Below are 26,361 nucleotides of genomic sequence, written 5' to 3' on the forward strand. Positions count from 1 at the left end.
GGGTCTCAAATTGGCAAAGGATGAACAACAAAAAGAACCGGCGGCTTCCAGATTATTCACCCCGGACGGCAAACCGATCCGGGTATTGTCCACGTCCCTGGGTATTGCGCTGCTGGCTAATGCTCTATTTATTCCAGGGGGCGTAGGTGCAGCCGGGAGCAGCTCTGCAGATGAGCCCACGCTGGTTTCGTGGTCTACCGAGGAGGTCAAAGCTTATTTTGACAAGAATGTAGACTGGAATATCCCTTACCCGGATGAGAATGCTGGAGAAGTGCTGCAGGAGGGCCAGGGGGTAGTCACCTCGGGGGGCACAACGGTCATCAACAATTACGGCGGCTATAACTCTGGCTTCGGCTGGGATGATCTGCTGCTGTACCACATGCTGTTCAACAGCGGCTCTTTCTATTCTTCAAGAGGCTGGTACAACAACCGCCCTACCTATTATGGAGGCACGCGGAAGGTCTACAAGGCACCCAGCTATAACAGCGGCAGCTTTCAGAACAAGCCGGTGCCCGGCTCCGTGGTTAAACCGCGGACCTCTACCTCGTCCACCGGTTCGATCACCAGAAGAAACACTTCGAGCAAGGCCGGAGGAGTCGGAGGCAAATCCAGCGGTCTGAGCTCAGGCAGCAAGTCCAGCTCCTCGTCAAAGTCCAGCTCCGGCAAGAGTTCAGGCAGGAGCGGTTTCGGCGGATGAGCCCGGCAGACAGCGTCTTTGAGTATATCGATCAGTCGGGGCTGGAACGGGCTCCACGTGTAGAAGAGCTGCACGGGCTCGGATTCACCTGGGCTGACCTGGAGGATGAAGAATACTGGCTGGATGCAGTTGCCGTGATGCGGGGCGAGACCTACAAGGAGCTGGAGGAAGCCTCGGTTAAGCTCTGGAGTATCCTCGACAAGGCCGTCCGTTATGTCCACCAGCGGCATGATTTGTATGAATTGCTGGGTATTCCGCATGTCCTGTGGCAGATGCTGGACGACACTCCGCTGCCGGAGCCGGGGCTGATCAGCCGCTATGCCAGATTTGATTTTGCCATAGCCGGCGACGGTACGATCAAGCTGCTGGAACTGAACGCCGATACGCCAACCGGGTATGTGGAAGCTTCCATCGCTACACCCTGGATTTGCGGGAAGGCCGGAGTGTCGAGCCCCAATACGGGCATGAAGGATCGCCTGGCTGCTGCCTGGGGCATTGAGCAGCCGGATACGGCGGCCTGTGTTGCTTATGGAACACATCAGGAGGATTCCGGCACCATTGAGGCGCTTGTTGCGCACAGCGGTCTGGATATCCGCTGTGTCGACTGCCTGGATTTGTGGATTGATGAAGGGACAGTCAGAGATGCGGAGGACCGGGTCATCAAGCGGATGTTCGCTCTTTATCCCAAGGAGTGGATGGCGGTGGATGATGGCGGCGAGGCGCTATCCTACGCCATCGAGAGCGGGCAGCTTCAGCTGTTCAACGGTCCGCACAGCATCCTGCTGCAGTCCAAAGGACTGATTGCCGCTGTGTGGGGGATGTATGAGCTGGGCCTGCTCTTCGGCGAGGAGGAGCGTCAGGCGATAGCCAGTTATATCCTGCCAACCTACAATAAGCCTGTATTCTCCGGCAACTTTGTATCCAAGTCCGTCTTCGGCCGCGAAGGCGGCTCGGTACGGATTTTCGATAACAGCGGATCGCTGGAGCTTGCCGACGAGGACGGCTTCGACAGCAGCGTGCTGTTTCCGACGGTGTACCAGAAGCGGGCGGAGCTGGCCCGAATTCAGACCCCTGAAGGGGAGCTTCACCTGCTGACCGGCATGTTCGTGATCAACGGCGTGCCATGCGGGCTATTGGGCCGCGCGGGCGGACCGATTACAGGCAATGCCAGTCATTTTATCGCGCTAGGAGTGAGGGGGCTTGAAGATGAACAAGGATAGAAGTCGCCGGAATAGAGGGGGCCGCAGGCTCCATTCAGGAACAATGCTTGGCATGCTGCTGATGGCAGTACTGCTGCTGAGCGCATGCTCGGGCAATGCGAACAGTGTGTTTCATACCGATAAGGAGACAACGGACAGTGTAACACGGGTCCCCTGGGATTACCGGGTGGTTGAAGGCACAGTTGGAGATCTGATCGGCAGCGACATGACCGTATTGCCGGACAATGAGCTGCTTCCGAACGACGGTAATTATGCCACCGGCGACAAGATATGGACCTTACAGTTCATGGATGCCGAACTGGTGACGGATGCCGATCAGAAGAACGATATCCGCCTGTCTTCCTGGGATACGATTAAATCGTATGCCGACCAGAAGACGGCCGCAGAAGATTTGGCCCGTCTGAAGGTATCCATTACAACGGATGTGGATCTTGTAGGTGTATACAAAACCAAGTACAAGGATAAAACCAGAAATTTTGCTGTGGTTGAGCTGCCTTCGGGCAACCGGATCAAGCAGCCGATTGATGATAAGCGCTATACGGCGCTGGAGAAACAAAAGAAAGCCTCTGTTGTGCTGGAGGAAGTGCATGATTTCGCCGATTATGATTCGGCCTACGCAAAATTTCGGGGGTGGGCAAATTGACGATTGTGATTAACCTGATTGTCAGCGTGTTGACAATCATTCTGCTGCAGGTACTCGGGATGGTAGTGTTCAGCCTGATGACTCCATTCAAGGACATGGAAGAATTGAAAAAAGGCAACGTAGCCGTAGCTTTGGCGCTCGGTGGCAAGTTTCTGGCCACGGCGATTATTCTGGGCGTGGCCGCGTATACGAATACCTCAATCTGGTTCATGATGCTCTGGTTCGCGGTTGGATACGTCTGCCTGATCGCTGCATACTGGATCTTCGAGCTGTTCACACCGGGCTTCAAAATATCTGATCATCTGCAGAAGGGGAATGTCGCTGTAGGCCTGATGCTGTGCCTGGTTTTCATCGGGACAGCGTTCGCCGTCAGCAGTCTGATCATTTAAGCCGATGCATTTTCTACTGCGTCTCTCTGGAAAGCTGATGCGTCTAAGGAAAAAGTCCATTGGGCTGGTCATCCTGGCCTTTATTGTGATGAGTGCAACGATTGCCTTTTTACTGGAGCCAGGAACTTTCCATAACTGGTTCAATGCCTTTTATTGGGTCATGACAACGATGTCCACCGTAGGTTATGGCGACTTTTTTGCCAAATCGGTGACGGGAAAGCTATTTACCATGTTTCTGTATATTTTCGGCATTGGGCTGCTCAGCTTGGTGATCGGGAAGATTATTGATTCCATGGGGGAGTTGCAAAGAAGGAGAGGAGCCGGAACCTTGAGCTTTCATGGGAAAGACCATGTGGTACTGATCAATTGGAACCGCAAAACGCAGGCTGCCGTCGATGAGATTCTCTGCTATTCGCGGGACTGCCGGATCGTCATCATCGACGAGAGCGGTCAGCATCCGCTGCAGCATCTGGAGCATGTCCATTTCATCAGCGGTGATCCTTCCAGCGACGATATCCTGCAGAAGGCGAATATTTATGGAGCCAGGGCAGCAATCATATTCGGGGATACGCGGATCGATGAGGCCTCTTTGACGGATGGCAAAACCCTGCTGATCGCCTCCAGTATTGAGCGGATTGCTCCGCAGGTACATACCACTGTTGAGATCATGCAGGAAAAGAACATCCAAAACTTCCGCCATGTCCATGTCAATGAATTCGTACTTTCGCATGATGCCATTTCAAGACTCGCTGTCCGCTCAGCGCTGCAGGAAGGGAATCCCGAGGTGATTACCCAACTGCTTAGCCGGGAGCATGGGGATGATATCTATGAAGTTCCCCGGGATGCCGCTTGGCGTACCTACGGCGATGCGTTTCAGGCGCTGCTGCTTCAGGGAGCGACACTATTGTCCGACCGGGGTGACCTTGGCATCAACCGCAAGCTGGATCAGCCGATCCCGCAGGAAGCCAGACTCTATATCGTGTCGGATGAGGAAACTTACCGTCAGATCAAAGGCTAGCCGAACGATATCTATCTATATTTCATCCGAAAAAAGAGCTGTACAGGTCCCTCAGGAACCTTCGTACAGCTCTTTCTTATTGAAATTGAATCTTTTATTCGATTAGACACATAATGATCAATTACATAGTTAAAGTTTGTGACTTATATTACCGTTATATTATATAGATAACAGATGCCTTCTTCCTCGAGGATGTGATGGAATGACCGGAAAACTCAGCGAAGCCACCGCGCTTCTACTCACACTGCTGCTGCTGACTTCCTGCAGCGGCGGCCAACCAGCCACCGAACCTACCGCCACAGCCAATGAGACGATGACCACAGCTCCTTCCTCGTCACCCATAGGCCAAAGTATCAATATCCGTGAAGAAAGGCAGGAGTTGAGCGCATTTATTACGAAGCAGCTTACCGGTCCTTACGGTGTATATACCAATTTGCTGGAGACCGATGAATCCGGTGAAGCGGCCACCGGTCATGAGGTGCTGAGCGAATCGGCTTCGCTTTTGATGAGAGCAGCCGTGCTTGCCGGCGACAAGGAGCAATTTGCCAGCCAGTGGGCATTGGCCGAGCAAACCTTTGATATGGAGGGCGGATTTAGCTATCGCTACAGCCCCAAACAGCAGAAGCAGTATCCTGTGAATGCAGCTGTCGATGACCTCCGTTTAATTGGAGCTTTATATGAGGCGGGTAAGATTTTTGACGAGCCGGCTTATACAGAGCAAGCGGATAAATACAGCCAGCGCTTCTATGAGAATAATGTAAAAGAAGGATATATGTACGATTTTTATGACAAAATTTACAAAACTACGAATAGCTTCATTACATTATGTTATATTGATTTAGGCACATTGCGAAAAGTGTCGATTTCTAACGAATTAAGAGGTATATTATTGCATAACATGGATGGGATTCTGGAGGAGGGCTACCTCTCAGATTCGTTCCCATTCTACGAGACGAGATTCGATTATGGTACAGGAGTTTACAGCTCGGAGAATATCAATACGGTGGAATCCCTCCTGAGTATTCTGCATTTGGCAGAGACAGGCCGGCAGAAGCCTGCAAGTATCCGCTATATCAAGGAACAAGTCGAGGCAGGGACGCTTTACGGGCAATATTCCCGTGACGGGAAGCCGCTGAATGAGATAAGGTCCACCGCGATTTATGCTCTGGCGGCTATGATTGGCGCAGAAGCAGGAGACGATGCACTCTACCGTTCGGGAATTTCGCGAATGAACGAATTTCAGGTCCGGGAGACGAACAGTCCGCTGTTCGGCGGATTCGGCAATACGGATACGAGACAGGCGTATTCTTTTGATAATCTTATGGCCTTACTTGCTTATTCTTATTCACTCTAAACCACAGTAACGAAGGTGACCCGTATGATCGATAACAACATAGTAAAAACAACGCTGCGGCAGCATATGGTGCTTACCGGACTACGGGTTTCCCCAGCTCTTGTAGCAGCCTTCGGAGTATTGCTGGTTACAGTTATAGCTCTGTTTACAGCTCCCTATGTAGGAATGGCAGACAACGGTGACTTTTTCCGGATCATCTACAGTAATGGGCTGTACTTCAACCTGCCTGATTATGACAGCAGATATTTTGGTTATTTTGTGAAGCAGTTTGGAATCTATCAATACTATAACGAGAATAGTTCCATGCTGGTATCCTCCCAATCCCTATTTATTAAGCTGTCCCTTGTGATCAATAAGCTGGTATTCAGCAAAGAGGTCTTCGATATCCGATTTCAAGCAGGTATTTATACGATTCTGTATGTGACCGGCGTCTATTTATTAATCGAAGCCGTGACCTGCAAAATGTCTCGCACACGGGGGATGATTGTCGCTGCCTTGGCTGTTTTTATATTTGGCGATACAGGCTATACGGCTTATTTCAACTCTTTTTTCAGCGAGAGCGTGGTGATGATCATGATGCTCTTCGTTTTCGCTTCTTGGTTGCTGCTGTACCGCAAAAAATACAATGACTATGCCATGCTGGCACTTTTTGTGGTCAGTACCCTCATCCTGACTACCTCCAAGCAGCAGAACGCTCCTGTAGGCATGGTCATTTCCGTGCTCGCAATACCGCTCATTGGGATTCGTAAAGATCGTATTTTCCGCTACCTTACTGCCGCCTCTATTGGGCTGATGATGATATCCGGAATAGCGACCTATCTGAACATTTCTAAGGAATTTGTGAACATCAACCAATACCATGCGATGACCCGCGGCGTGTTGTTGGAATCGGAGAACCCGGAAACGGAACTCCAATCCTTTGGCATCAATGAGCAATACGCCATTCTGAAAGGGAATACGTATTATGACCAGTACGGTACGGTCGATGTGAAAGCGGGAATTCTGGAGAAGAATTTCTACAGCCACTATGGATTTATTTCGATTTTGAAATACTATATGACTCATCCCGACCAAATGGGCTCTATTCTGAATACCGCTGCCAAGAGCGCTTATACCATCAAACCTGCGGCTATGGGAAACTACGAGAAATCAGCAGGGAAGGAATTCCGGGCACAGAGCAGGTTTTTCACCGGATACAGTCTGCTTAAGGAAAAGCTTGCTCCCCGGACGTTTGGTTTCATTCTCCTGTGGATGGCAGTGGTTACGGGAATCTATATGCCATCCTTCGCAGCGGCGGTCAAACAGCGGGATTTCCGGTCAATGCAGAGATCAATGCTGGTTCTGGCGACCATGCTGGTGGGTCTCTCCGGCATATTTGTATCCATTATTGGAGCGGGCGATGCCGACATCGCCAAACATGAATTTTTGTTCACACAGTCGTTTGATTTGGTGACATTTCTGACCCTGTCGAGCGTCATTAGCCGGGGATTGTTTACTCGCAGAAAACTGCCAACAGCTGCACAGGCGACCCCTGCTGACACCGCTCTTCCTACAATTCCTACAACCGATTATGCGGGACCTGAAAAGGGTGTGAGTGTTTGAAACTTAAAGGGATGGTCAGCCTGCTGCTGCTTATGACTCTATTGTTGCTGCCCGCACCCGCACATTCCGCGGCCGCTCCGCAGCGAGTCTTGCTGCTGTACGACAGCCTGGCGAAGGGGACGGCCCTCGCGGGAAATGTGGCGGAGCTTCAAAGGCTGCTGGCAGCTTACAGCACAAAAGTTACGCTGTCGAGTCTGGATAAGTACGAGAAAGGTGTTCTGAACTCCTACTCCAAAGTAATTACTGTCATTAACCGTTCCGATCTGTCCATTACAAATGAGGCTTATCTGAAGGATATCGCGGACTATCCGGGTCAGTTGATGTATGTAGGATACAATACTCCCGGTCCAATGAAGCAGGCGCTGAGGCTTACTGCTGCTGTATGGCCCGGAGGGAGTGCCAAGCTCTCTATAGGGGGCTTTTCAGGGATTGATCTTAAGGTGGAGGAGATGCCCTATATTGCTGCAAGCCAGGCAGTCAGGACTTATGGCCGCCTGTCTTTTCAGGAGAGCAGCCTGGAGGCTCCTTATGCTGTAAGCAGCGGACAATATACCTACGCTCCTTACCTGAGGCAAGGAGACTCCAGTGTAATGGCGATGGCCTATGTGCTAAAGGACTGGCTTCCTTCTTCCGCAGTTCCCCACACTTATCTGGTGCTTAGAGAGATTTATCCATTCTCTGATCTGGATCTCTTGGAGAAAGTGGCGGACCGGCTATATCAGGAAGGCATTCCGTTCATCGCAAGTGTCCAACCGGTGTTCGGCAATACTGATTTTCCGGCGATGGAACGTTATCTGGAGGCACTGAAAATTGTACAGTCCCGCAATGGCACTATCCTGGTTAATGCCCCTGCCGTGAGACCTCCCATCAACAGCAATGATTATACGCTGCATGATAAAATGAACGCTTTTCTCAATGTGTTGATCAAGAACGGGCTGGCACCGCTTGGTGCGGGTGCGGAAAGCTACTGGAGCTATGACAAAGAATATGCAGAGCGGGGACTGGGCTTTTTTGACTCTGCGGTGCTGTACCCGGATGAGGAAGTCAGGTACATGGACCAGACGAATGTCTCCAAGACGTTCGCCTCCTCTCTCTACAGCCTGACGACGGAGTCCCTGCAGGGGCTGAGTCACACTTCCCACGCGATGCCGCAGCTGCCGGTCAATACGGCAATTACCGCAGAGCTGCCGGAGGATGAAGCCGGGATTAACAAGCTGCTGCAGACGCTGGAACAGCAGTGGATCACTTTTGCCGATTACAAGCAGGGGGCGCACAAGACTGTTACAGAGGAGAATACGGTGGTCTCCGCAGATGGAGTGGTGTCGGTGAACGGCGTTCCCCTGAATGTCGACTATGTCCCGGAGGCCGTAAGCAGTGATTACCAATACAAAGAAGAGCAGATCCGAAGCTTCACCAAGCTGTTCAGTGTGCAGAATAAATTTTTTATCGTTGTTATTATTGCTGCCCTGCTGCTGTTCGGCGGCCTGATGACCATCGGTTACAGGCTGTACCGGAAGAAGTATTTGAAATCATGATAATAGGAGCTAGGAGAAAACATGACGATCTCAGATGTGCTGATGGTAATTGCGGTGATCTGCATCTGGTCCCTGCTGCTGGTCAACGTAGCTCTGATTATAGCGGGCTATCTGTATTACATTACAACCGAAAATGAAGATGTTCCGGAGATTAAGGGCGAGTATCCTTTCGTTACGATTATGGTGCCGGCCCACAACGAGGGTGTTGTCATCAGCAAAACCGTCGAATCCCTGCTGGCGCTGGATTACCCGCAGGACCGGTACGAGATTATTGTGATTAACGACAATTCGTCCGACAACAGTGCTGAGCTGCTGGGCCATATTCAGAGACGCGTCCCGGGACGCAATCTGATCATTATCAACACGGATGCGGTCACGGGCGGCAAAGGGAAGTCCAATGCGCTGAACATCGGCTTCACCCGCAGCAGAGGTGAATTGATCGCTATCTATGATGCAGATAATACGCCGGAGCGGACCGCACTGAGGTATCTCGTCGCCGAAATCATGAATGATGCCACGCTGGGCGCGGTGATCGGCAAATTCCGGACCCGCAACCGCAATGCAAGCCTGCTCACCCGGTTTATTAATATTGAGACACTGTCCTTTCAATGGATGGCCCAGGCCGGGCGCTGGAAGCTGTTCAAGCTGTGCACGATCCCCGGCACCAACTTCATTATGCGCAGGTCGATTGTGGAGAGCATTGGCGGCTGGGACGTCAAAGCAATCGCTGAGGATACGGAGATCAGCTTCCGCATTTATATGATGGGCTACCGGATCAAATTCCAGCCCAAATCGGTCACCTGGGAGCAGGAACCGCAGACGGTGAAGGTCTGGTTCAAGCAGCGCACGCGCTGGGCCAAGGGCAATATCTATGTCATTGTCAAAAATATCCCTCTGCTCTTTGACCGTTCGGCAGCCAAAATCCGCTTCGATATCCTGTATTACCTGTCCATCTACTTCCTGCTGCTGATCTCGCTGGTCACCTCCGATCTGCTGCTCGTGCTGCATGCGATGGGCTACGTGCATACCACCATAGCCGGACTCAGCAGCTTCCTGTGGCTGCTCGCAGTCATTCTGTTCGTAGTGGGCATCTTCGTCACACTCACGACAGAAAAAGGCGAGATGAGCCTGTCCAACCTGTGGATCATTATGCTGATGTATGTATCCTACTGCCAGCTGTGGATGGTCGTTGCCGCTTACGGACTATACAACTATCTGAAAGACGTCATCTTCAAAAGGGAAGCCAAGTGGTACAAAACGGAACGATACTAAGACACCAGCAGGACAAGAAATCAGTGATACAGGAGACCAAGACGATGAACAAAAAACAGATGATGATATGGGTGCTCTGCCTCTCCCTTTTCCTGATCCCGGTCCGGGCGGCTTCTGCAGCTGCAGCGGTCCCGGTTGGCGAAAAGCTGATCTATGAGACCGCATTTACCGGAACTGACAGTTCACTTACGGGAACAAGCTCGCAACAGCAGTATTTTACAGTAATGGACTACTGGAATGTCGAGGGCCTGAAGGTCAATCTGCATTTTCAGATTTCGCAAATAACAGTGGATCAGATCTCCAGCGTTACGCTGTCGCTGAACGGCAGCCCTTTCTACTCCTTCAGACCCACTCTGCAAAACAACGGGGAACAAAGTATATCCGTTAACGCACCTAAGAGCTTCCTGAAGAATGGGGTAAACACGCTAAGCATTCAGGGGTATCTGCGGACAGCGAAGGAGAATAATCAGGTCTGCTACGTGGACAATACACCGGATAACTGGCTGCATCTGTTCAATACCTCTGATGTTGCGGTATCTTATACCACCAAGGCTCTGAGCGGCGGCATCGGCGATTTCAGCGAGCGTTTCTCCGGCATGGATTATGTGAAAAAAGGCCAAAGCCTCCTGAGCGTACCGGACAATGCCAGCGGCTCCGAGCTGGAAGCAGCCACCTACGCCTTATCCGGTTTCGCCAAGGCCAATACCCTGCCGGGCACAACCCTGCCGCTGCTGCCTTACAGGGAAGAATCGGTTAAGGACAGGGGACTCGTGATTCTGGTTGCCCTGGCGGACCGTGTACCGGGTGAATTGAAGCAGCAGCTGGATTCATCCGTGGACTTGGGGGGACATGCCCTGATCCAACTGGTGAACAAGGATACGCGGCCTACCCTGGTGGTCACTTCCAAGGATGAGAGCCTGCTGATCAAGGCCGGCCGGCTTCTCGCCAGCCGGCAGCTCGTCAGCCAGATCAGCAGCAACACGAAGGTCGTGGATGAGGCCACCGATGTGACGTCTCCGGCTTTTGCCATCAGCTCGAACGTGACCTTTACTGAAACCGGCGACAAGCTGACCGGTCCGAACCATCAGGAGCAGACCTATTTCGTGTCTCTGCCGTCGAACCGCTCGATTGCCGATTCCGGCAAGATCAGCCTGGATTTCCGCTATGCGGAGAATCTGGATTTCGACCGCTCGCTGGTAACCGTGAGCATTAATAATACTCCGGTCGGCAGCAAGAAGCTGACCAAGGAGCTGGCGAACGGCGATACACTGAATCTGGCCATTCCGCAGAGTCTGAATATCACCGGCAACTTCTCAGTGACGGTGGCCTTCGACCTGGAGATGCAGAATGCCATCTGTACCCCGAATACGGGACAAATGCCTTGGGCCTATATCAGCAAGGATACGGCTATGCATCTGAATACCAAAGACCGGACGGATCTGCTGTTCAATAATTATCCTTATCCGTTCCTGCGTGATGAAATCTTCAACCATGTGGCGGTTGTGCTGCCTCAGAAGATGGATAACTACTCCTACCTGAGCCTGGCGAATGTCTTCAATCTGCTGGGTCAATATGCGGGTGGGAATACAGGAGATATCCACTATTACACCGATACTGTCGGTGCGGATAACCTGAAGGACAATAATATTATCGCTATCGGCTCCTATAGGGACAATAAGGTCATTCGTGACAACAATGACAAGCTGTACTTCCGGTACAGCAAGGACGGGTCCTCGTTCACCTCTAATGAGAAGATGAGCATTGATGAGCAATACGGGGCAGAGATCGGCACATTGCAGCTGCTGGAGTCCCCTTATCAGAGCGGACGGGGTTTTATGGCGGTGACTGGAGCCAGTACGGAGGATATCTATCTGGTCTCCAAGCTGATCGCCAGCGAAAAAGACAAGTGGAAGGTATACGGCGACAGCGTCACCGCCGACAAAGACGGCAATGTCAGCGCGTACCGCTTCAAAACGATTACCGGAGCAGCCAAGGACTCCGTGATTACACAGATTACCGACCGCAGCGATGTGCTGGGATTCGTAGTGGCTGTCGTGCTTGCGGTCATGCTTATGATCGTGTCGCTGCTTCTGCTCCTCCGTAAACATATGAAGAAACGTGGTGATAAGCATGAGACGTAACCGCAGCAGCCTGTTTTCCGATATAGCCTTTTTGGTATTCCTGGTGCTGATCTTCATATGTATCGTGTTTATCGCAGGCTCTCCCGATCATTACATCCAGAATATTATTATTTTAAATATCGCTTTTCTGCTGGCACTGGTCACCTATTTCACCAACGTAACCGCCGGGCTGGTGCTTAATCTTGCATTTATCTTCGGATACGGCTTTTTTGTTCTCTACCAGACGGTGTCGGAGGGGGAGACCATTGGTGTCAATACGTATTTTTGGCTGGTGATGACTCCGCTGCTTACGGTGGTGCTGTGGGTATTCACCTCCACTACCCGGGAGCTGCAGGCCGAGAACGAGCGGCTGGAGAAACGAACGGCTAATCTCGCCACTGTAGACGAGAACACCGATTTGCGCAACACGATATCTTTTCAGAAGGACGCCAGTCTGTTCACAGGGATTTCTACCCGCTACAGCATTCCGCTGACCCTGCTGGTGGTCAAGGTGAAGTACTGGAGCGAAATCCGCCGTCTGATTCCTGAAGATCAGTTATCCGACGCGATCTATGATGTCTCCCAGCTTAGTCAATCCAGTATCCGCACCAATGATGCGCTGTATTTGCTGGACAAGGAGGATGCCACCTGGGGGCTTCTGCTATTCACGGACCGCGAAGGGGCCAAGATTGTAATCGAACGGATTAAATTCAAGCTGCAGGAATTGAATGACACGGAGTTCTCTAAGAAATATAAGGTCAATCTGGGGCTGAAAATCGGAGCCGTGCAATATGAGGAAGCAACGATAGAGAATCCGTTAGACTTTATTGTTCAGGCCAAGAAGCAGCTGGAGTATGATGTGTAGCCGATAAGTAGTCCGTATCAGTATAGCTGGCGATAAGCATGCTGGTGGCTCTCGCGAGCCTGGCCCTAGTGCCTGCTGATTGATGGCGGAATGGTGAAGCCGCTCTAGCTGGGCTGTGTATTGATTTTGATGGTTGACTCCACGCTCCAGATCACGTATGATAGTATGGCGTGTAAATCTGTGGATTTAGTTATCTCCCTAGAGATCGCTTCATTTTGCCATAGAGATTGTATATGTACGGGAAGGAGGTTACTACAATGAAAGAAGGCATACACCCTAAATTCAACCAGGTGATTTTCCTGGATGCCAGCGTAGGTTTCAAATTCCTGAGCTCGTCCACTAAATCGTCCGGTGAAACTATGGAATGGGAAGACGGCAACACTTATCCAGTGATCCGTGTGGACTCCAGCTCCGCATCCCACCCGTTCTACACTGGTAAACAAAGAGATACCGAAACTGGCGGCCGTGTTGACAAGTTCAAACAACGGTTGGCTCAGAAGAAATAATAGTTTGGCCACAGAGGATATTCCGCAGCCATGCAGATGGCGGATGGGAGATCCTCTTTTTTTTGTACAAGCTGCTTATCAACCGCAGATTTCGGGTAATAATAAGCAGGTGGGAAGTGGAAGGTGTCAATTATAGCGTTTGGAACGGCATGTAATGTGTTTTCCGAAAGGTAGTTGATTTCACCCATGTACTATCTGAAAGGCAAAAACAAATCGAGATGGCGTCGATTGTTTACCGGAAAAGTACCCTAGCCTCTGGAACCTGGCATAACTAAACATTCACTTCTCACCTTTTGAAGACTCTGCGGGCTGCCCGCAGGGTCTTCGTTGTGTTTCGAAGGCACAGAGCTGGCTGAAGAACCAGTGGTTCCCTTTGACCTGTACGCGAAGCAAATGTCCCGTGACATCCGGAGTTTTTGTAAGTATCATTCATTTGTGTGAAAGAGTAGGATATAATAAGGCAAAGTGATCTCAAAAATAGGAGAAATATGACATGCCGTGGATGCAGGGTTATCCGTTTTATCTATTGATGGGCTGTGTTCTAAGTCTCTATATGGGTGTCAGTTCATATAAGTACCGCTCCACGCCGGGAAGACGTTATTTATGGATCTTAATGCTGCTGGTCAGCTTGATCTTTGCGGCTACAGCCGGAGAGATCATATCGGTTTCTTTTCAGGCCAAGCTTTGGTGGAAGAATCTGCAGCAGCCCCCGCTATTTCTAAGCACGATCTTTACTTACGCGGTAATCAAAGAGTATGTGTCCCGTTCTGTGGAGGGGCTGGCCAGGAGGCTTGCCCTCTTCTGCATTCCGGTTGCCCTGGATGTGGCGCTGATCTTTACCGATTCGTATCATCACCTGATGCGCAGCGGGATAGGACTTGCCACCGTGGCGGGCGTCACCGGAATAGTAGTTCATCCCACGGTGCTGAGTATGATACTGATTGCCTATGACCAGATGTTCGGGTTATATGCTGTTTATTTACTGGCTTTATCCTTACTGAACTCCCCCAAATATTATTTTCGCCGGAATCTAATGTTGCTGGGAGGGCTGCTGATTCCGGTTCTATCAGTGTTTTTGCTGCCGCTTCTCAGAATTACCATTACAGGCTTCACGGCATTTACTTATCTGCCGCCGATTCTTGCCGGATACCTCAGCATTTTCCGCGATCCGCGGCTGTCGCTGTATCCTCTGGCCAAGAGTAAAATCTTTGAGAATATGAAAGACGGCATTGTGCTGACGGACCGCTATGACAACATTATTGATATAAATGAGGCAGCTGACGCTATGCTGCGCAGCTTGCTGAAAGAGCAGCAGGAGCCTAGGAACAACACCTGGATGGGCAGGAGTATCCATCTGCTGCTGAACCGCTATGAAGATATCGCATCACAATATTCCAAACGTATCGAGGGGCAATTCGAAATCAAAGCGCCTAGCGAGGAGGGGGCCTGGTTTGGCGTCTCTCTCATTGCCACTGAACGGGGCAAGGCCGAAACTACGGGGATGCTCATGGTATTCAGTGACCTCAGCGAGAAGAAACGTTATGAACGTGAACTGCTCCATCAGGCGACAGTGGATGATCTGACCGGCCTCTATAACCGGAGGCATTTCATGCGTCTGTTACAGCAGTATCCTGTACGGGACGGAGCGGGACTAGCGCTGCTTCTGTTCGACATAGACGATTTCAAATTGATTAACGATACATACGGGCATATGGCTGGCGATCTGGCACTGGTGAACTTCTCCCGCAAGATCCTTGCGGAATATGAGGATAAGGGGATTGCTGGCAGGGTGGGCGGCGAAGAGTTCGCCGTGTGCTTCTTCACAGGCAGCGAGAACGAGGCGCTGAAGGAGGCAGAGTGTTTCCGGGAAACGATGGGCGGGCATGTGGTCCATCTGGGCGAGGGACACAGTATCAGGCTTACGGTCAGCATCGGAATTGCCTTCACGGAGCGCAGCGATGTAACCTTTGAGGATCTGTACCGCCAGGCCGATGAAGCGCTGTATCTATCCAAGGCCACCGGCAAGAACAGAGTTACGCTGGGCCGCGAGCCGGCCATTCGGGAAGCACTTAAAGGATGAGTACATAGAATAAATGATTTGAGGCACCTATCAAATAGCCGCGATTCTGCAATTTTGCAGAGCACCGCGGCTTTTTTTTGAAATATAAGGATTTATAGGGTTCACGCTATTGCGAGCGCACAAGCCTAATGTTACTCCGTCTCCAAGACCACCTTCAGGGCCGTTCCCGTTGGAGGCAGGCTTCGGGTCAGGAAGGGACTATAGAACCCGATAACCTTGGCGCCCTCGGTGAGATCGGCGGAGGATACAGCTTCTCCGCTTGAATTGATGATAACAGTAGCCTCCGTCAGGCGAAGCACAACTTCATTTTGTGATTTCCCGCTCAGTGCACTGCCGCGGATACGGATGCTGGCTGTACCATCCCCGGCGGTAATGACTTGCTGGATGGTGCCTGCCGTGCCCAGAAATTCGTCTGGTGATTCCGCGTCCAGTACAGTAATCTGGTAGGCCGGAGTTTGCGGAGGCAGGCTGCGGGTAGAGATCAGGGAGTGCTGAGCCTCAATAGTCATGCCGATGTGAAGCTCGCTGAAGGCCAGCGCCGAGCCGTCTTTGCGGACAAGCCGGGTATCCTTCCCAACGTTCAGAACGATTCCCTCTGTACCGATCCCCCGGATATGCACGGCCTGGTAGTTGTCCGCATCGGTAATAGAAGTGATCACGCCGGTCTCACTGAGACCATCTGCTGCCGGACGAATCAGAATCTGTTGTCCCTCCACGGTTACCGCTTGCCGCAGCACTTTACTTATAAAAGAGGCGGGGACATACAGCTTGCCCTGCTTTGTTTGCGGAGCTGTACCGAGTGTGATGTATCTTTTATTGATTGTATAACGGTCTTGGCCACTTTTTACTGTAGTGAAAATGCTCCCCTTATTCAGGTCTACGGCCTTCGTCTGCGCATTCCAGGCAACCGTGAAGCCAAGCGCACCGGCAACAGCGCGAAGAGGAACCAGCGGCTCTTTGCTGCCGGAAGGCTGGTAGCCGGACTCCGAAAGAGCAGTCCCGCTCAGGGATATCGAGAATATAGCAGCCACAGATGAGGATGCCTTTACGGCGCTGAAGTGTGTGGATGAAGCACTAGGGGCAGCAGAGACCCCTCCGGTGGTAAGGGCGAGCGACAGGGTTAGAAGGATAACACTTGTTTTTAGGATAGCGTTCATGAAGGAAGCTCCTTTGGTTCAGATTCTCTGGTGCCGGGTCTGTTAACCTCTAAACGTCAGGATATGGGATTTTGTTGCATAAGTCCCATATCCGTTTAGAATGAAAATATTAACAATAGCTTCAATACAGACGCTTAGGAGGGGAACTATGTATCAGACATATATTTTTGATCTATATGGCACGCTGATTGACATTAAGACGGATGAGGAGCAACCCGGAGTCTGGGAGCGGCTTGCGCTCCACTTCGGTTATCATGGCCTGACTATTACCGGAGGGGAGCTGCAGCAGCGGTTTCTGCTGGAACGGGACCGTCAGCTTGCCGCTGCTGCACAGCACTGTGAGTTCCCGGATTTTGTGATGGAGGAGGTCTTCCGGGAGGTAGCCCGGTATTTGGGCGGGAACCCTGGACAAGCCTGGCTGCACGAAACCGTAAGATGGCTGCGCACCTTATCCATGATTAAGATCTCCCTGTATGACGGGGTTGAGGAAATACTGCGGCACCTGAGATCGCGGGGCAAGAAGGTGTTCTTGCTCTCCAACGGCCAGAAAACCTTCATCGAAGCAGAACTGACCATGCTGGGTATTCTGCATTTATTCGACGGGGTTGCGATATCCTCGGAGGCAGGCATCAGCAAACCTGATCCGCTGTTTTACCGCTATTTGACAGAGAAGTACGGGGCTGATCTAAGCTCGGCTGTTATGATCGGCAATGATCCGCGTACAGACATGACGGGTGCGGCGGCAGTGGGAATTGATTCCTGCTTCATTCGTACGGCTTCCTCTCCGGCTGACGTTCCGGTGCAGAGCACCGTCCAAATCTGGGATGGCGATTTGCGCAAAATCCCTGGCTGGAACCTGTAGCTTTCTGGATTACTGGCGGTACATTTGCTCCCGGTTCCGGCCAGATTTATAATATGCCTAAGATCTTAATATGTGGGAGAGAAGGGCTGGACCATGACCTTAATTATTATCGCTGTTTTCCTTGTGGCGCTGGCCGTGTTGGCTTACGTTGTAATGACCTTTTATCCTTCCTTTGGCCGCAGAGCCTCCAAGGAGGAAAAGCGGATGATCAGCCGCTCGCTGAATTACAAGAATGGCAAATTTGTGTATCCTGCAGCAACTGTGATGATGGAAAACAGCGCTGGAGGCGGCTTTTCCATTCTCAAGGATTTCATCAAAGGCAATCCCCGCTCGCGGCCGCAGCAGCCCCTGATTCCGGAGAAGCTCCTGCCCGGTTCGATTCAGGCGACCGGAGACACCCGGGTGACCTGGTTTGGACATTCCGCTGTCCTGCTGGAGATAGATGGAGTGACGCTATTCCTTGATCCGATGCTGGGCCGCTCGCCATCCCCTTTTCCATTTGTCGGGGGACGTCGATACAGCAAGCAGCTGCCGGCCCAGATTTCGGAGCTGCCTCACATCGATGCCGTACTGCTCTCCCATGACCATTATGACCACCTCGACTACGGCACGATCAAGCAGTTGAAGGACAAGGTGGGCATGTTCATTGTACCGCTTGGCGTCGGTGCACACCTGCAGCGCTGGGGGGTGAGCCGGGAGAACATTCGTGAGCAGGACTGGTGGGATGAAATCCGGTATGCGGGGCTTACGCTGACCAGTGCTCCGGCGCGGCATTTCTCCGGGCGCAGCCTGCTGGACCGCAACTCCACCCTCTGGTGCTCATGGATTATCCGGGGGGCGGAGACGAAGATCTTCTTCAGCGGGGACAGCGGCTATGGCCCTCACTTTGCCGAGATTGGCGAGAAGTATGGACCCTTTGATCTGACGCTGATGGAATGCGGTCAATACGATCCGCGCTGGGCGGATATTCATATGTTTCCGGAACAGACAGTTCAGGCGCATTTGGATGTGCGCGGCGCCCTCATGATTCCGATCCATTGGGCGGCATTTACCCTGTCGATGCATGACTGGACTGATCCGGTGGAGCGTGTCTTTGCAGCAGCGAAGGCGCAGAATGTGCGTCTGGCTACACCGCGCATCGGCGAGCCGGTCTATGCGGGTTCTGCCGAGGTCCCTTCACTGGCATGGTGGAAGTAAGAGGCGAGACGGAGTAAGGACTTGTGGTACAATAGCTGTGCATAAATGCCAGAGGAGCTGACTATACGAATATGAGTGATCAAGTAAATGAACAGGAGCTGCTGGAGGTGCTGGCTGCGGAGACGAAAGTCGATCCGAAGCTGATTGAGCTGGTGCTGAAGCATGAGCAGACCTTTATCAACAAGGCCAAAGCAAATGCCAAAGGTGAGGTAGACATCGATAACGATGATCTGGTGGATTATATCGTCGCCCAGCGCGATGTGAAGCTGGATGAACTGACTGTAGAGAGCATCCTCGATGCTGAAATGGATTATTTAATGGATAAAGGGCTAGCGGGATATATTGACTAACCCTTTCGGCTGCCCGGTTTTCGGCCTTTGCGGAAGACTCAGACCGGGCAGAATATTTTTATTTTTAGCAATTCCTTTGCTTTCGGAGAATTAATGTGATACAATAAATTCAAACATAAAGTTAAACCTTAATTCACATATTGTAAAGGGTTATCATTTGTGCGTATGAAGCCTTTTCCAATGTGTGAATTTTTATTTGTTCGTACAATACGTAGGAATAAAAGGACATGTGTTAAATAAAATTTTGGAGGTAATATCATGCAAACAGGTACAGTTAAATGGTTCAATGCAGACAAAGGTTTCGGTTTTATCGAGGTTGAAGGCGGAAGCGACGTATTCGTACACTTCTCCGCAATCACTGGCGACGGCTTCAAATCTTTGGACGAAGGCCAACGCGTTGAGTTCAACGTAACTCAAGGCGCTCGTGGACCACAAGCCGAAAACGTTGTAAAACTGTAATTTTGAAATCAGGCTGTCCTTAACACATGTTGAGGGCAGCTTTTTTTTTTGACACCGAACAAGCCGCTGCAGCCCTGCCATAACGCCCGTTAAGGGGTGTGGACATCTTCTCAATTCGAACCAAGGAGGGGTACTTATGTATTTTCGTAAAAAAGCACTGGAGGATCTTCCACAGGAAGACACAGCCATCTGGTCCTGCACCAAAGAGGATTGCTCAGGATGGATGCGCGATAACTTTGCCTTTCAATATGTACCTACCTGCTGGCAATGTAACTCTCCAATGACTAGAAGCATGAAGATACTGCCTATGCTTGTGAACACGAATTTTGACATGAAGGCGATCAAGAAGGGCATTACGATTACGTAATCTGCCGCTTCAGAAGCCGATCTATACATTTAGACAGCACTAAGAATATCATTTAGCAGTCGGTTCCTTTAGAGGAGCGGGCTATTTTTTTTGTGAATAAGGCCCTTAACAGAACCCTTGCCAAGGGAAACTGCTTAAGGGTTTTTTTGGTGCGTCTGGCGGAGGGCGGCATTTGTTCTTGACAATTGGTGAAACTTTTGGAGAATAAGGTTGGAAACGCTGCCACGTGAAAGAGGGAATCCTGTGTGTATGGGAAAATAAAGGAACTAAATACGCTGCGCAATCAAATATTCATTGGGTTTCTGCTGGTTATGCTGGTGATTATTGCTGTGTCCGGGGCATTTGTGTATAACAGGGTCTCGTTTTTGCTGAAAAATAATGCAGAGCGGCACATCCAGCAGACTGCGGTGCAAGCTAACGGGAGGCTGGATGCGCTGATTGACCAGATCGACAGCCTGACGGAGCAGGTAGCGAATCACCCGACCGTTCAGCAGCTGCTGACGGAAGAGCTGAACGGCAAATCCGTGTCTTTTAACCAGCGGCAGTCTCTGCTGCAGATTGTCTCCAGCTACCAGGCCTATATGCCGAGTGTGGGTTCTCTGGAACTGTATACGGCGGATTACCGGCTGCTGTTCCCGATCAAGGAAGGCAGCCTGGGCACAAGAATCAGCAATCCTTACATCACTGAAGCCAATACTCAAAAGGGCAGGCTGGTCTGGATCGGCGTTGATCCCAATGACGATGGGAGTCTTCTGGCCATCCGCCAGGTGAGTCTGATGGACCGCTGGTTCTCACGGGGCGGCTATTTAATCGCGCGTATCCAGCGCAGCTACTTCCAGCTCGATGACCCGCTGTCCGGCAGCGACGGGGGCGAATCTGTGCTGCTGGTGAATGATGAAGGCCAACTGCTCGGGGGCAGTGAGGAGCCTAAGCCCGAGCTGTTGCCGCTGCTTGCCAGCGAGGACCAGACGGTCAGCTTTCAGGATAAGGAATATGTGCAGGTGAAGCTGCGCTCGGACAAGACCAACTGGACACTGCTGGTACTCACTCCAGTAAGCTATGTTACCAAAGGTATCTCAATTCTTAGAACGGTATTACTGGTTTCGGGAGGAATCGGCACGCTGCTGTTTTTATTGTTGTCTTTTGTGCTGTCTACGATGATTACCAGGCCGATTATCCATCTGATTCGGGCAATGCGTAAATCCAGACTCGGGGTTCTGACCCCTAATTCAGAGTCGGTATCCACAATGGAATTAAGGGAATTGAATTATACGTACAATGGCATGATTGCCAATATGAATGATCTGATCCGTGTGGTATATGAAAAAGAAGTACTGCAGAGCCGTACGGAGCTAAAGGCGCTGCAGGCGCAGATTAACCCGCATTTCCTGTTTAATACGCTGGAGGCATTCAACTGGTCGCTTGAGGAGAAGGGTGAAGAAGAGCTGGCCGGGCTTGTGGTTATCATGTCCAGGCTGTTCCGGTACATTATCGGAAATTCGAGCTCCGATGAATGGGTTACACTTGGGGAAGAGATGGAGCAGGTGAAGCGTTATCTGAAAATTATGGAGATGCGGATGGGGGACCGCCTGTCCTGGAATATTCAGCTTGAGCTTCCTGAGGCGGCCGTACCTGTGCCAAAGCTGCTTATTCAGCCGATCGTCGAGAATGCGATTCTCCACGGAGTGGAGGGCCGGGTAGGGAACGGAGCAGTCAGTGTTATTGTCACCCCCTCCACGCGTGAAGGCTGGACCCGGATATCGATACAGGACGACGGCCCGGGAATGGATTCCGACACCTTAAAGTCATTATACGTTGCACTGGAAGGCGGTCCATCTATCTCTTCTAAGGGTACGGGAATAGGGCTTGTAAATGTCCAGCGGCGTCTGAAGCTGTACTATAGAGCGGAAGGCACGGAGATGGAGGGAATGCGCATTGAGAGTAACCGTTCCGAGGGAACGGTGATCACTTTTGAAATTCCGAATGATGGAGGACATACTTATGAATCTGGGCAATAGGACAATACTGATCGTAGATGATGAACCGAGAACACGGCAGGGCATCCGGCAGACGCTGGAGGTGTGGGCGGCTGGCCGCTACATCATAGAAACGGCTGATAACGGAATTGACGCGCGTGAACGGCTGCAGCATGGACGTGTGCATTTGCTGATTACCGATGTCCGCATGCCTGAGGTCAGTGGACTGGACCTGATCCGCTCCCTGAAGGGAGAAGCCCGGAAGCCGGTCATTATTGTCATCTCCGGCTACGCTGAGTTTGAATATGTGCAGCAGGCACTGAGGCTTGGAGCATTCAATTATCTGCTTAAACCGCTGGACAAGGGAGAACTGCTAGAAGTTGTGGAGACGGCTTTGAAGCAGGAAGAAGAGCAGCAGCGCCACGAGAAGCTGGAGAAGCTGGTGGATCACAAGCTGATGGAGATCGATCCGGATACGGCGGGAATGGGGGAACCGGTGAAGGAAGCCTTGGCCTATGTAGAGCAGCATCTGCACGAGCAGCTGACCCTGTCTGAAGTAGCCGGCTTGATTCACTTGAATGCCAGCTACTTCAGCGTGCTATTCAAAGAGCAGGTTGGCGTATCGTTCAGCGAATATTTGTCGCGTATCCGAATTCAGCGTGCCAAGGAGCTGCTGTTGCAGACGCGCCTGCCGATTGGTGAGATCGGAGAGCGCGTAGGCTACCGCACGGATAAATATTTTATCAAAGTGTTCAAGTCCCTGGAAGACATCAGTCCAAGCCGCTACCGCCAACAAATGAAGGATGAGCACAGCGAAATCCAATAAAAGTGGAATTATACCCAATGAGCGTGATCTTATAGTCCTCCGGCCGCGATGCTAGAGTGTGTATGAGAACGATTACATTCGCCCGCACAACAAATCATGGAGGTTATAGGAATGCGGAGGAACACAATAACCCCAAGCCTGATATTGACGTTTATGCTGGCACTCGTTCTGCCGGGCTGCGGTTGGGGGGGCAATTCAGCCGGGACCAGCCCTGCGTCCCAGACACCAGGTGACGCGCCGGCGCAAAAGGTTACCCTCAAGATGATGCATTTATGGCCGGCGGACAGCTCGGCACAGCAGAATAAACTGGTTGGACAGATCATAGACGATTACCAGAAGGAGCATCCGAACGTCACGATCAAGCAGGAAGTGCTGGAGAATGAGCAGTATAAGAACAAGCTGAAGGTGCTGTCTGCCGCAAACGAGCTGCCGGATGTCGGCATTACTTGGGCCGCAGGCTTCATGGAGCCTTACGTGAAGGGCGGATTGTTCGCTCCGCTGGATGATATCCTGTACGGGGAGCAGCTGAAGGACAAATTTGTAGCCGGCACTACGGAAGCTTATGCAGTGGACGGCAAGACTTATGCCCTGCCCATCGAGCTGAACATCTCGCCTATTTACTATAACAAGGATATCTTTTCCAAATACAGTCTGCGGGTTCCAACCACGTATAAGGAATTCAAGCAAATTGTGAGAATACTCTCGTATAACGGAGTAACTTCTATCGCCTTGGGCAACAAAGACCGCTGGACCGGCTCATTGTGGTATATGTATCTGGCCGACCGGATCGCGGGAAGCGACACCCTGAAGAAAGCAACCGATGGTTCAGGTTCATTCGCTAACCCGGGATTGATCAAGGCTGCGGCTGAAGTGCAGACTCTGGTGGACATGAACGCTTTTAATAGGGGCTTCAACGGATTGTCGAACGAGGAGGGCAAGTCGGAGTTCGTGAATGAAAAAGCGGCTATGTATCTGACAGGAACATGGGAGCTGCCCAACTTTACTACCAACCCGGATATCCCGCAGGTATTTAAGGACAAGGTTGGGTTCTTCAAGTTCCCTACCGTGGATGGGGGAAAAGGAAATATCAACAGCTGGGTGGGCGGTCCCGGTGTCGGCCTATTCATAGCTGAATCCTCCAAGGTGAAGGAAGAAGCCAAAGCCTTCGTCGAGTACTTCGTATCCAAATGGGGCGAGGATTCTGTAACGACGGCGGGTGTTATTCCGGCGACCAAAGTAGATACCTCGAATTCCGAGCTGCCTCAGTTGTATGTGGATTTGCTGAACGAGCTCAATCATGCGAGCAGCATTACTTTGTTTGCGGATGTGCAGATGAAGCCGAATGCCGCTCAGGTCCACCTGGATATGATTCAGGCACTGTTCGGCAAGGCAGTAACGCCGGAGCAGTTCGCAGCCAAGCATAAAGAAGCGGTGGAGAAAGGAACTTGAGCCGTTTCATTTGATAGCAAATGGTCGTCAAAAAGCACAATGGGATGTCCCGCAGCCGGATCAAGGCTTACGGGGCATCCCATTTTTTTGAAAAGAAATCATCATCGGAGAACTAGTAGAACTCAGTGTGCCGGTGCGGCCGAAGGGACAGCAGCCTCCGAAGACTCGTGCCCAATCAGGCCATGCTTTTCCCAAGCCCGGCTCTTCCAGCGGAAATACATGATGACCGCCCGAAGCCATTCATCAAAGGCGGTAGCCAGCCAGACCCCGGCCAGGCCCAGATGCATCTGGAATACCAGGACATAGCCGAGCGGCAGACTGATGCAGACCATCGATATAAGACCCATATAGACAGGGAATTTGGCATCGCCCGAGGCGCGCAAGGAGTTGATAATGACCAGGTTGCAGGTTCGTCCGGTCTCCAGGAAGATACTGAGCAGAATAACCTGGGCACCCATGGTGACGATACTCATATTATCTGTAAATAGACCCATCAGCGGAATACGGAAGAAAATGACGGCAGCATCAATAATCACCGTGACGAGCAGCGCCCATTTTGCACTGTTGAACACCCGCTTGTAAGCTTCCTCCGGCCGCCCTGCTCCGACGAGATGTCCTACAATAATGGAGGTTCCCATAGATACAGCAACGCTGAATAAGAAGATGTAGCTGGAGATATTCAGCGCATATTGGCGGGTAGCCATAGCTTCGGCGCCCAGATACGTAATATATAGGGTGAAAATCAGCTGGCAGGATTGATAGATCACCGATTCAAACGCGGACGGGATACCGATTTTGAGAATTTGCATGACATATTTTTTGGAAAGATGAATGTAATACGTCCATTTTACCCGCACCTCCATAATTCTGTAGAGCAGCAGGAAGAAGAGAATCAGGCAAATGAGACGGCTGGCTACCGTGGAAATTGCTGCTCCTTGCACACCCAGCGCAGGCAGGCCGAAATGTCCAAAGATCAGCAGATAATTACCGGCTACGTGAATGAGATTCATCAGCAGGGAGACCATCATGGTCTGCTTGGTAAAGCCGTGTGTGCGGATGGTCGTTGCCAGGGCATTCAGCAGCGCCTGCAGGAAAATCCCGCCTCCGACGATATGGATATAGACCTTGGCGTGTACGAGAATGTCCCCTGTGACATTCAGCGCGCCCAGCAGCGAGCCTCCGAAGAACAGCAGAGCTGTACTGAGAATAATGCCTACGGCCAGATTTAATGTTATGGCATTGCCGGTGATCTCTGCGGCCTCTTTGGGCCTCCTCGATCCGAGATACTGGGACACGACAATGGCTGCACCGTTGCCGATTACGCTCAGCACGAGGATAGCCATAGTAATAATTTGATTGGCTGCGCCTACACCGGACACCGCATCATCCGATACCGAGCTGATCATGAACGTATCCACACTTCCCATAAGCATAAACAGGAACAGTTCGAGAAATATAGGCCAGGTCAGCTTAATCAAATTAAACTCCTGGTGTTTCGTTTGGTTCATTACACACCTTCTTTTAGTTATTTCTTGCTGCCTGTCAGCTGTAAACAAGGTGTATGTTAGCACAGCTTTTATGAAAATGCAGTACATTTACGAAAATTCTGAAAAAACCAACATGAGTTTCCTGGACCACTCCCGTTAAGCAGACCTTTACCAGGCACAATAGTATCCTTGGAGTAACTACAACACGGCAAAGTGCCTACTTCCCTTAATGAATCTATGCACCTACAATAGGTGAAGCACTTACTAAAATATATTAAAAGGAGTCGAATAGATGAAGCTGCAATTGGCGCTGGACCTTGTAAATATTGAAGGGGCGAAGGATATTGTCTCGGAGGTAGCCGAATTCATAGATATTGTGGAGATTGGAACACCGATTGTTATTAATGAGGGCCTGCATGCGGTGAAGGCGATGAAGGAAGCTTTTCCAGCATTGACCGTATTGGCAGATCTGAAAATTATGGATGCCGGCGGGTACGAGGTGATGAAGGCGGCTGAAGCAGGCGCGGATATCGTGACCGTACTTGGTGTGTCCGATGACTCAACGATTAAAGGGGCTGTAGAGGAAGCCAAGAAAAGCGGCCGTGAGATTCTTGTGGACCTGATCAACGTCAAGGATATCAAGGGAAGAGCGGCCGAAGTGGACGCGCTTGGTGTGGATTATGTCTGTGTGCATTCCGGGTATGACCATCAGGCTGAAGGCAAAAACTCCTTCGCTGATCTGCAGGCCATCAAGAGTGTAGTGAAGCAGGCCAAAACGGCAATTGCCGGGGGCATCAAGCTGGGCACGCTGCCTGAAGTGATTGCAGCCGGCCCCGATCTGGTGATCGTTGGCGGCGGCATTACCGGTGAAAGCGATCAGAAGGCTGCGGCGGCGGAAATGAAGCGCCTGGTCAGCCAGGCCTAATCCCT

The 26,361-nt window shown here is 51.3% G+C and carries 24 protein-coding genes; 22 read left to right on the top strand and 2 right to left on the bottom strand.

The features are described 5' to 3' along the window. Positions 1 to 10: 10 nt before the first annotated feature. From A3842_RS01065 to A3842_RS01125, 13 genes are all read left to right on the top strand, one after another. On the top strand, positions 11 to 697 hold the full coding sequence (locus tag A3842_RS01065) for a hypothetical protein (protein WP_074088404.1): 687 nt from the start codon (positions 11 to 13) through the stop codon (positions 695 to 697). Next, positions 694 to 1,917 (top strand): glutathionylspermidine synthase family protein, encoded by a 1,224-nt coding sequence (locus tag A3842_RS01070; protein WP_074100137.1) that lies wholly within the window; start codon positions 694 to 696, stop codon positions 1,915 to 1,917. The genes A3842_RS01065 and A3842_RS01070 overlap by 4 nt, the downstream gene beginning before the upstream one ends. After that, the gene (locus tag A3842_RS01075; protein WP_074088406.1) at positions 1,904 to 2,560 is read left to right on the top strand and encodes a hypothetical protein; all 657 of its coding nucleotides are present in this window, start codon (positions 1,904 to 1,906) and stop codon (positions 2,558 to 2,560) included. The genes A3842_RS01070 and A3842_RS01075 overlap by 14 nt, the downstream gene beginning before the upstream one ends. After that, positions 2,557 to 2,949: a DUF350 domain-containing protein gene (locus tag A3842_RS01080; protein WP_074100138.1), complete on the top strand. Its 393-nt coding sequence runs from the start codon at positions 2,557 to 2,559 to the stop codon at positions 2,947 to 2,949. Before A3842_RS01075 ends, A3842_RS01080 begins: the two co-directional genes overlap by 4 nt. A gap of 37 nt (positions 2,950 to 2,986) precedes the next feature. Further along, positions 2,987 to 3,967, top strand: coding sequence for a potassium channel family protein (locus A3842_RS01085; RefSeq protein WP_371915970.1), 981 nt, complete (start codon positions 2,987 to 2,989; stop codon positions 3,965 to 3,967). A 202-nt stretch (positions 3,968 to 4,169) separates the two neighbouring features. After that, positions 4,170 to 5,321 carry a glycosyl hydrolase family 8 gene (locus tag A3842_RS01090; protein WP_074088409.1) on the top strand — a complete coding sequence of 384 codons (1,152 nt, stop codon included), beginning with the start codon at positions 4,170 to 4,172 and terminating at the stop codon, positions 5,319 to 5,321. Positions 5,322 to 5,345: 24 nt separating this feature from the next. Beyond that, on the top strand, positions 5,346 to 6,923 hold the full coding sequence (gene wsfD / locus A3842_RS01095) for a glycan biosynthesis hexose transferase WsfD (RefSeq protein ID WP_074088410.1): 1,578 nt from the start codon (positions 5,346 to 5,348) through the stop codon (positions 6,921 to 6,923). Continuing rightward, positions 6,920 to 8,458, top strand: a complete 1,539-nt coding sequence (locus A3842_RS01100; RefSeq protein WP_083607132.1) for a hypothetical protein — start codon at positions 6,920 to 6,922, stop codon at positions 8,456 to 8,458. The genes wsfD and A3842_RS01100 overlap by 4 nt, the downstream gene beginning before the upstream one ends. A gap of 21 nt (positions 8,459 to 8,479) precedes the next feature. Continuing rightward, entirely contained in the window at positions 8,480 to 9,730 is a 1,251-nt protein-coding gene (locus tag A3842_RS01105; RefSeq protein WP_074100140.1) for a glycosyltransferase family 2 protein, read from the top strand. Positions 9,731 to 9,774: 44 nt separating this feature from the next. Continuing rightward, entirely contained in the window at positions 9,775 to 11,871 is a 2,097-nt protein-coding gene (locus A3842_RS01110; RefSeq protein ID WP_074100141.1) for a cellulose biosynthesis cyclic di-GMP-binding regulatory protein BcsB, read from the top strand. Next, positions 11,861 to 12,715 (top strand): diguanylate cyclase domain-containing protein, encoded by an 855-nt coding sequence (locus tag A3842_RS01115; RefSeq protein ID WP_074088413.1) that lies wholly within the window; start codon positions 11,861 to 11,863, stop codon positions 12,713 to 12,715. Before A3842_RS01110 ends, A3842_RS01115 begins: the two co-directional genes overlap by 11 nt. Positions 12,716 to 12,972: 257 nt before the next feature. Beyond that, entirely contained in the window at positions 12,973 to 13,221 is a 249-nt protein-coding gene (locus A3842_RS01120; protein WP_074088414.1) for a type B 50S ribosomal protein L31, read from the top strand. Positions 13,222 to 13,714: 493 nt separating this feature from the next. Further along, positions 13,715 to 15,301, top strand: coding sequence for a histidine kinase N-terminal 7TM domain-containing diguanylate cyclase (locus tag A3842_RS01125; protein ID WP_074100142.1), 1,587 nt, complete (start codon positions 13,715 to 13,717; stop codon positions 15,299 to 15,301). Between the two features lie 131 nt (positions 15,302 to 15,432). On the opposite strand, the gene A3842_RS01130 is transcribed toward A3842_RS01125, so the two are convergent. Beyond that, the gene (locus tag A3842_RS01130) at positions 15,433 to 16,458 is read right to left on the bottom strand and encodes a copper amine oxidase N-terminal domain-containing protein (protein ID WP_074100143.1); all 1,026 of its coding nucleotides are present in this window, start codon (positions 16,456 to 16,458) and stop codon (positions 15,433 to 15,435) included. A gap of 148 nt (positions 16,459 to 16,606) precedes the next feature. Here A3842_RS01130 and A3842_RS01135 point away from each other — a divergent pair, with 148 nt between their 5' ends. The 8 genes from A3842_RS01135 to A3842_RS01170 all read left to right on the top strand — a co-directional run bounded on the left by A3842_RS01135 (position 16,607) and on the right by A3842_RS01170 (position 23,944). Then, positions 16,607 to 17,320 carry an HAD family hydrolase gene (locus A3842_RS01135; RefSeq protein ID WP_074100144.1) on the top strand — a complete coding sequence of 238 codons (714 nt, stop codon included), beginning with the start codon at positions 16,607 to 16,609 and terminating at the stop codon, positions 17,318 to 17,320. 93 nt (positions 17,321 to 17,413) lie between these two features. Then, entirely contained in the window at positions 17,414 to 18,517 is a 1,104-nt protein-coding gene (locus A3842_RS01140; protein ID WP_074100145.1) for an MBL fold metallo-hydrolase, read from the top strand. Between the two features lie 71 nt (positions 18,518 to 18,588). Then, positions 18,589 to 18,867: a hypothetical protein gene (locus A3842_RS01145; RefSeq protein ID WP_074088418.1), complete on the top strand. Its 279-nt coding sequence runs from the start codon at positions 18,589 to 18,591 to the stop codon at positions 18,865 to 18,867. 258 nt (positions 18,868 to 19,125) lie between these two features. Next, positions 19,126 to 19,326 (top strand): cold-shock protein, encoded by a 201-nt coding sequence (locus A3842_RS01150; protein WP_019914790.1) that lies wholly within the window; start codon positions 19,126 to 19,128, stop codon positions 19,324 to 19,326. 136 nt (positions 19,327 to 19,462) lie between these two features. After that, positions 19,463 to 19,693 (top strand): cold-shock protein, encoded by a 231-nt coding sequence (locus tag A3842_RS01155; RefSeq protein ID WP_074088419.1) that lies wholly within the window; start codon positions 19,463 to 19,465, stop codon positions 19,691 to 19,693. 311 nt (positions 19,694 to 20,004) lie between these two features. Next, positions 20,005 to 21,711 (top strand): cache domain-containing sensor histidine kinase, encoded by a 1,707-nt coding sequence (locus A3842_RS01160; protein ID WP_083607146.1) that lies wholly within the window; start codon positions 20,005 to 20,007, stop codon positions 21,709 to 21,711. After that, on the top strand, positions 21,695 to 22,495 hold the full coding sequence (locus A3842_RS01165) for a response regulator transcription factor (protein WP_074088421.1): 801 nt from the start codon (positions 21,695 to 21,697) through the stop codon (positions 22,493 to 22,495). Before A3842_RS01160 ends, A3842_RS01165 begins: the two co-directional genes overlap by 17 nt. 111 nt (positions 22,496 to 22,606) lie before the next feature. Beyond that, positions 22,607 to 23,944 (top strand): extracellular solute-binding protein, encoded by a 1,338-nt coding sequence (locus A3842_RS01170; protein WP_074100147.1) that lies wholly within the window; start codon positions 22,607 to 22,609, stop codon positions 23,942 to 23,944. Positions 23,945 to 24,066: 122 nt separating this feature from the next. Here the strand turns inward: A3842_RS01170 and A3842_RS01175 are convergent, their stop codons facing one another. After that, complete coding sequence (locus A3842_RS01175; RefSeq protein WP_371915973.1) at positions 24,067 to 25,515, bottom strand: MATE family efflux transporter; 1,449 nt, start codon at positions 25,513 to 25,515, stop codon at positions 24,067 to 24,069. A 208-nt stretch (positions 25,516 to 25,723) separates the two neighbouring features. Between A3842_RS01175 and hxlA the strand changes: the two genes are divergently transcribed. After that, positions 25,724 to 26,356 carry a 3-hexulose-6-phosphate synthase gene (gene hxlA, locus A3842_RS01180; RefSeq protein ID WP_074088424.1) on the top strand — a complete coding sequence of 211 codons (633 nt, stop codon included), beginning with the start codon at positions 25,724 to 25,726 and terminating at the stop codon, positions 26,354 to 26,356. Positions 26,357 to 26,361: the final 5 nt, after the last annotated feature.

It is taken from the genome of Paenibacillus sp. P3E (assembly GCF_001909045.1).
In the GTDB taxonomy this organism is placed as follows: Bacteria; Bacillota; Bacilli; order Paenibacillales; family Paenibacillaceae; genus Paenibacillus_AQ; species Paenibacillus_AQ helianthi.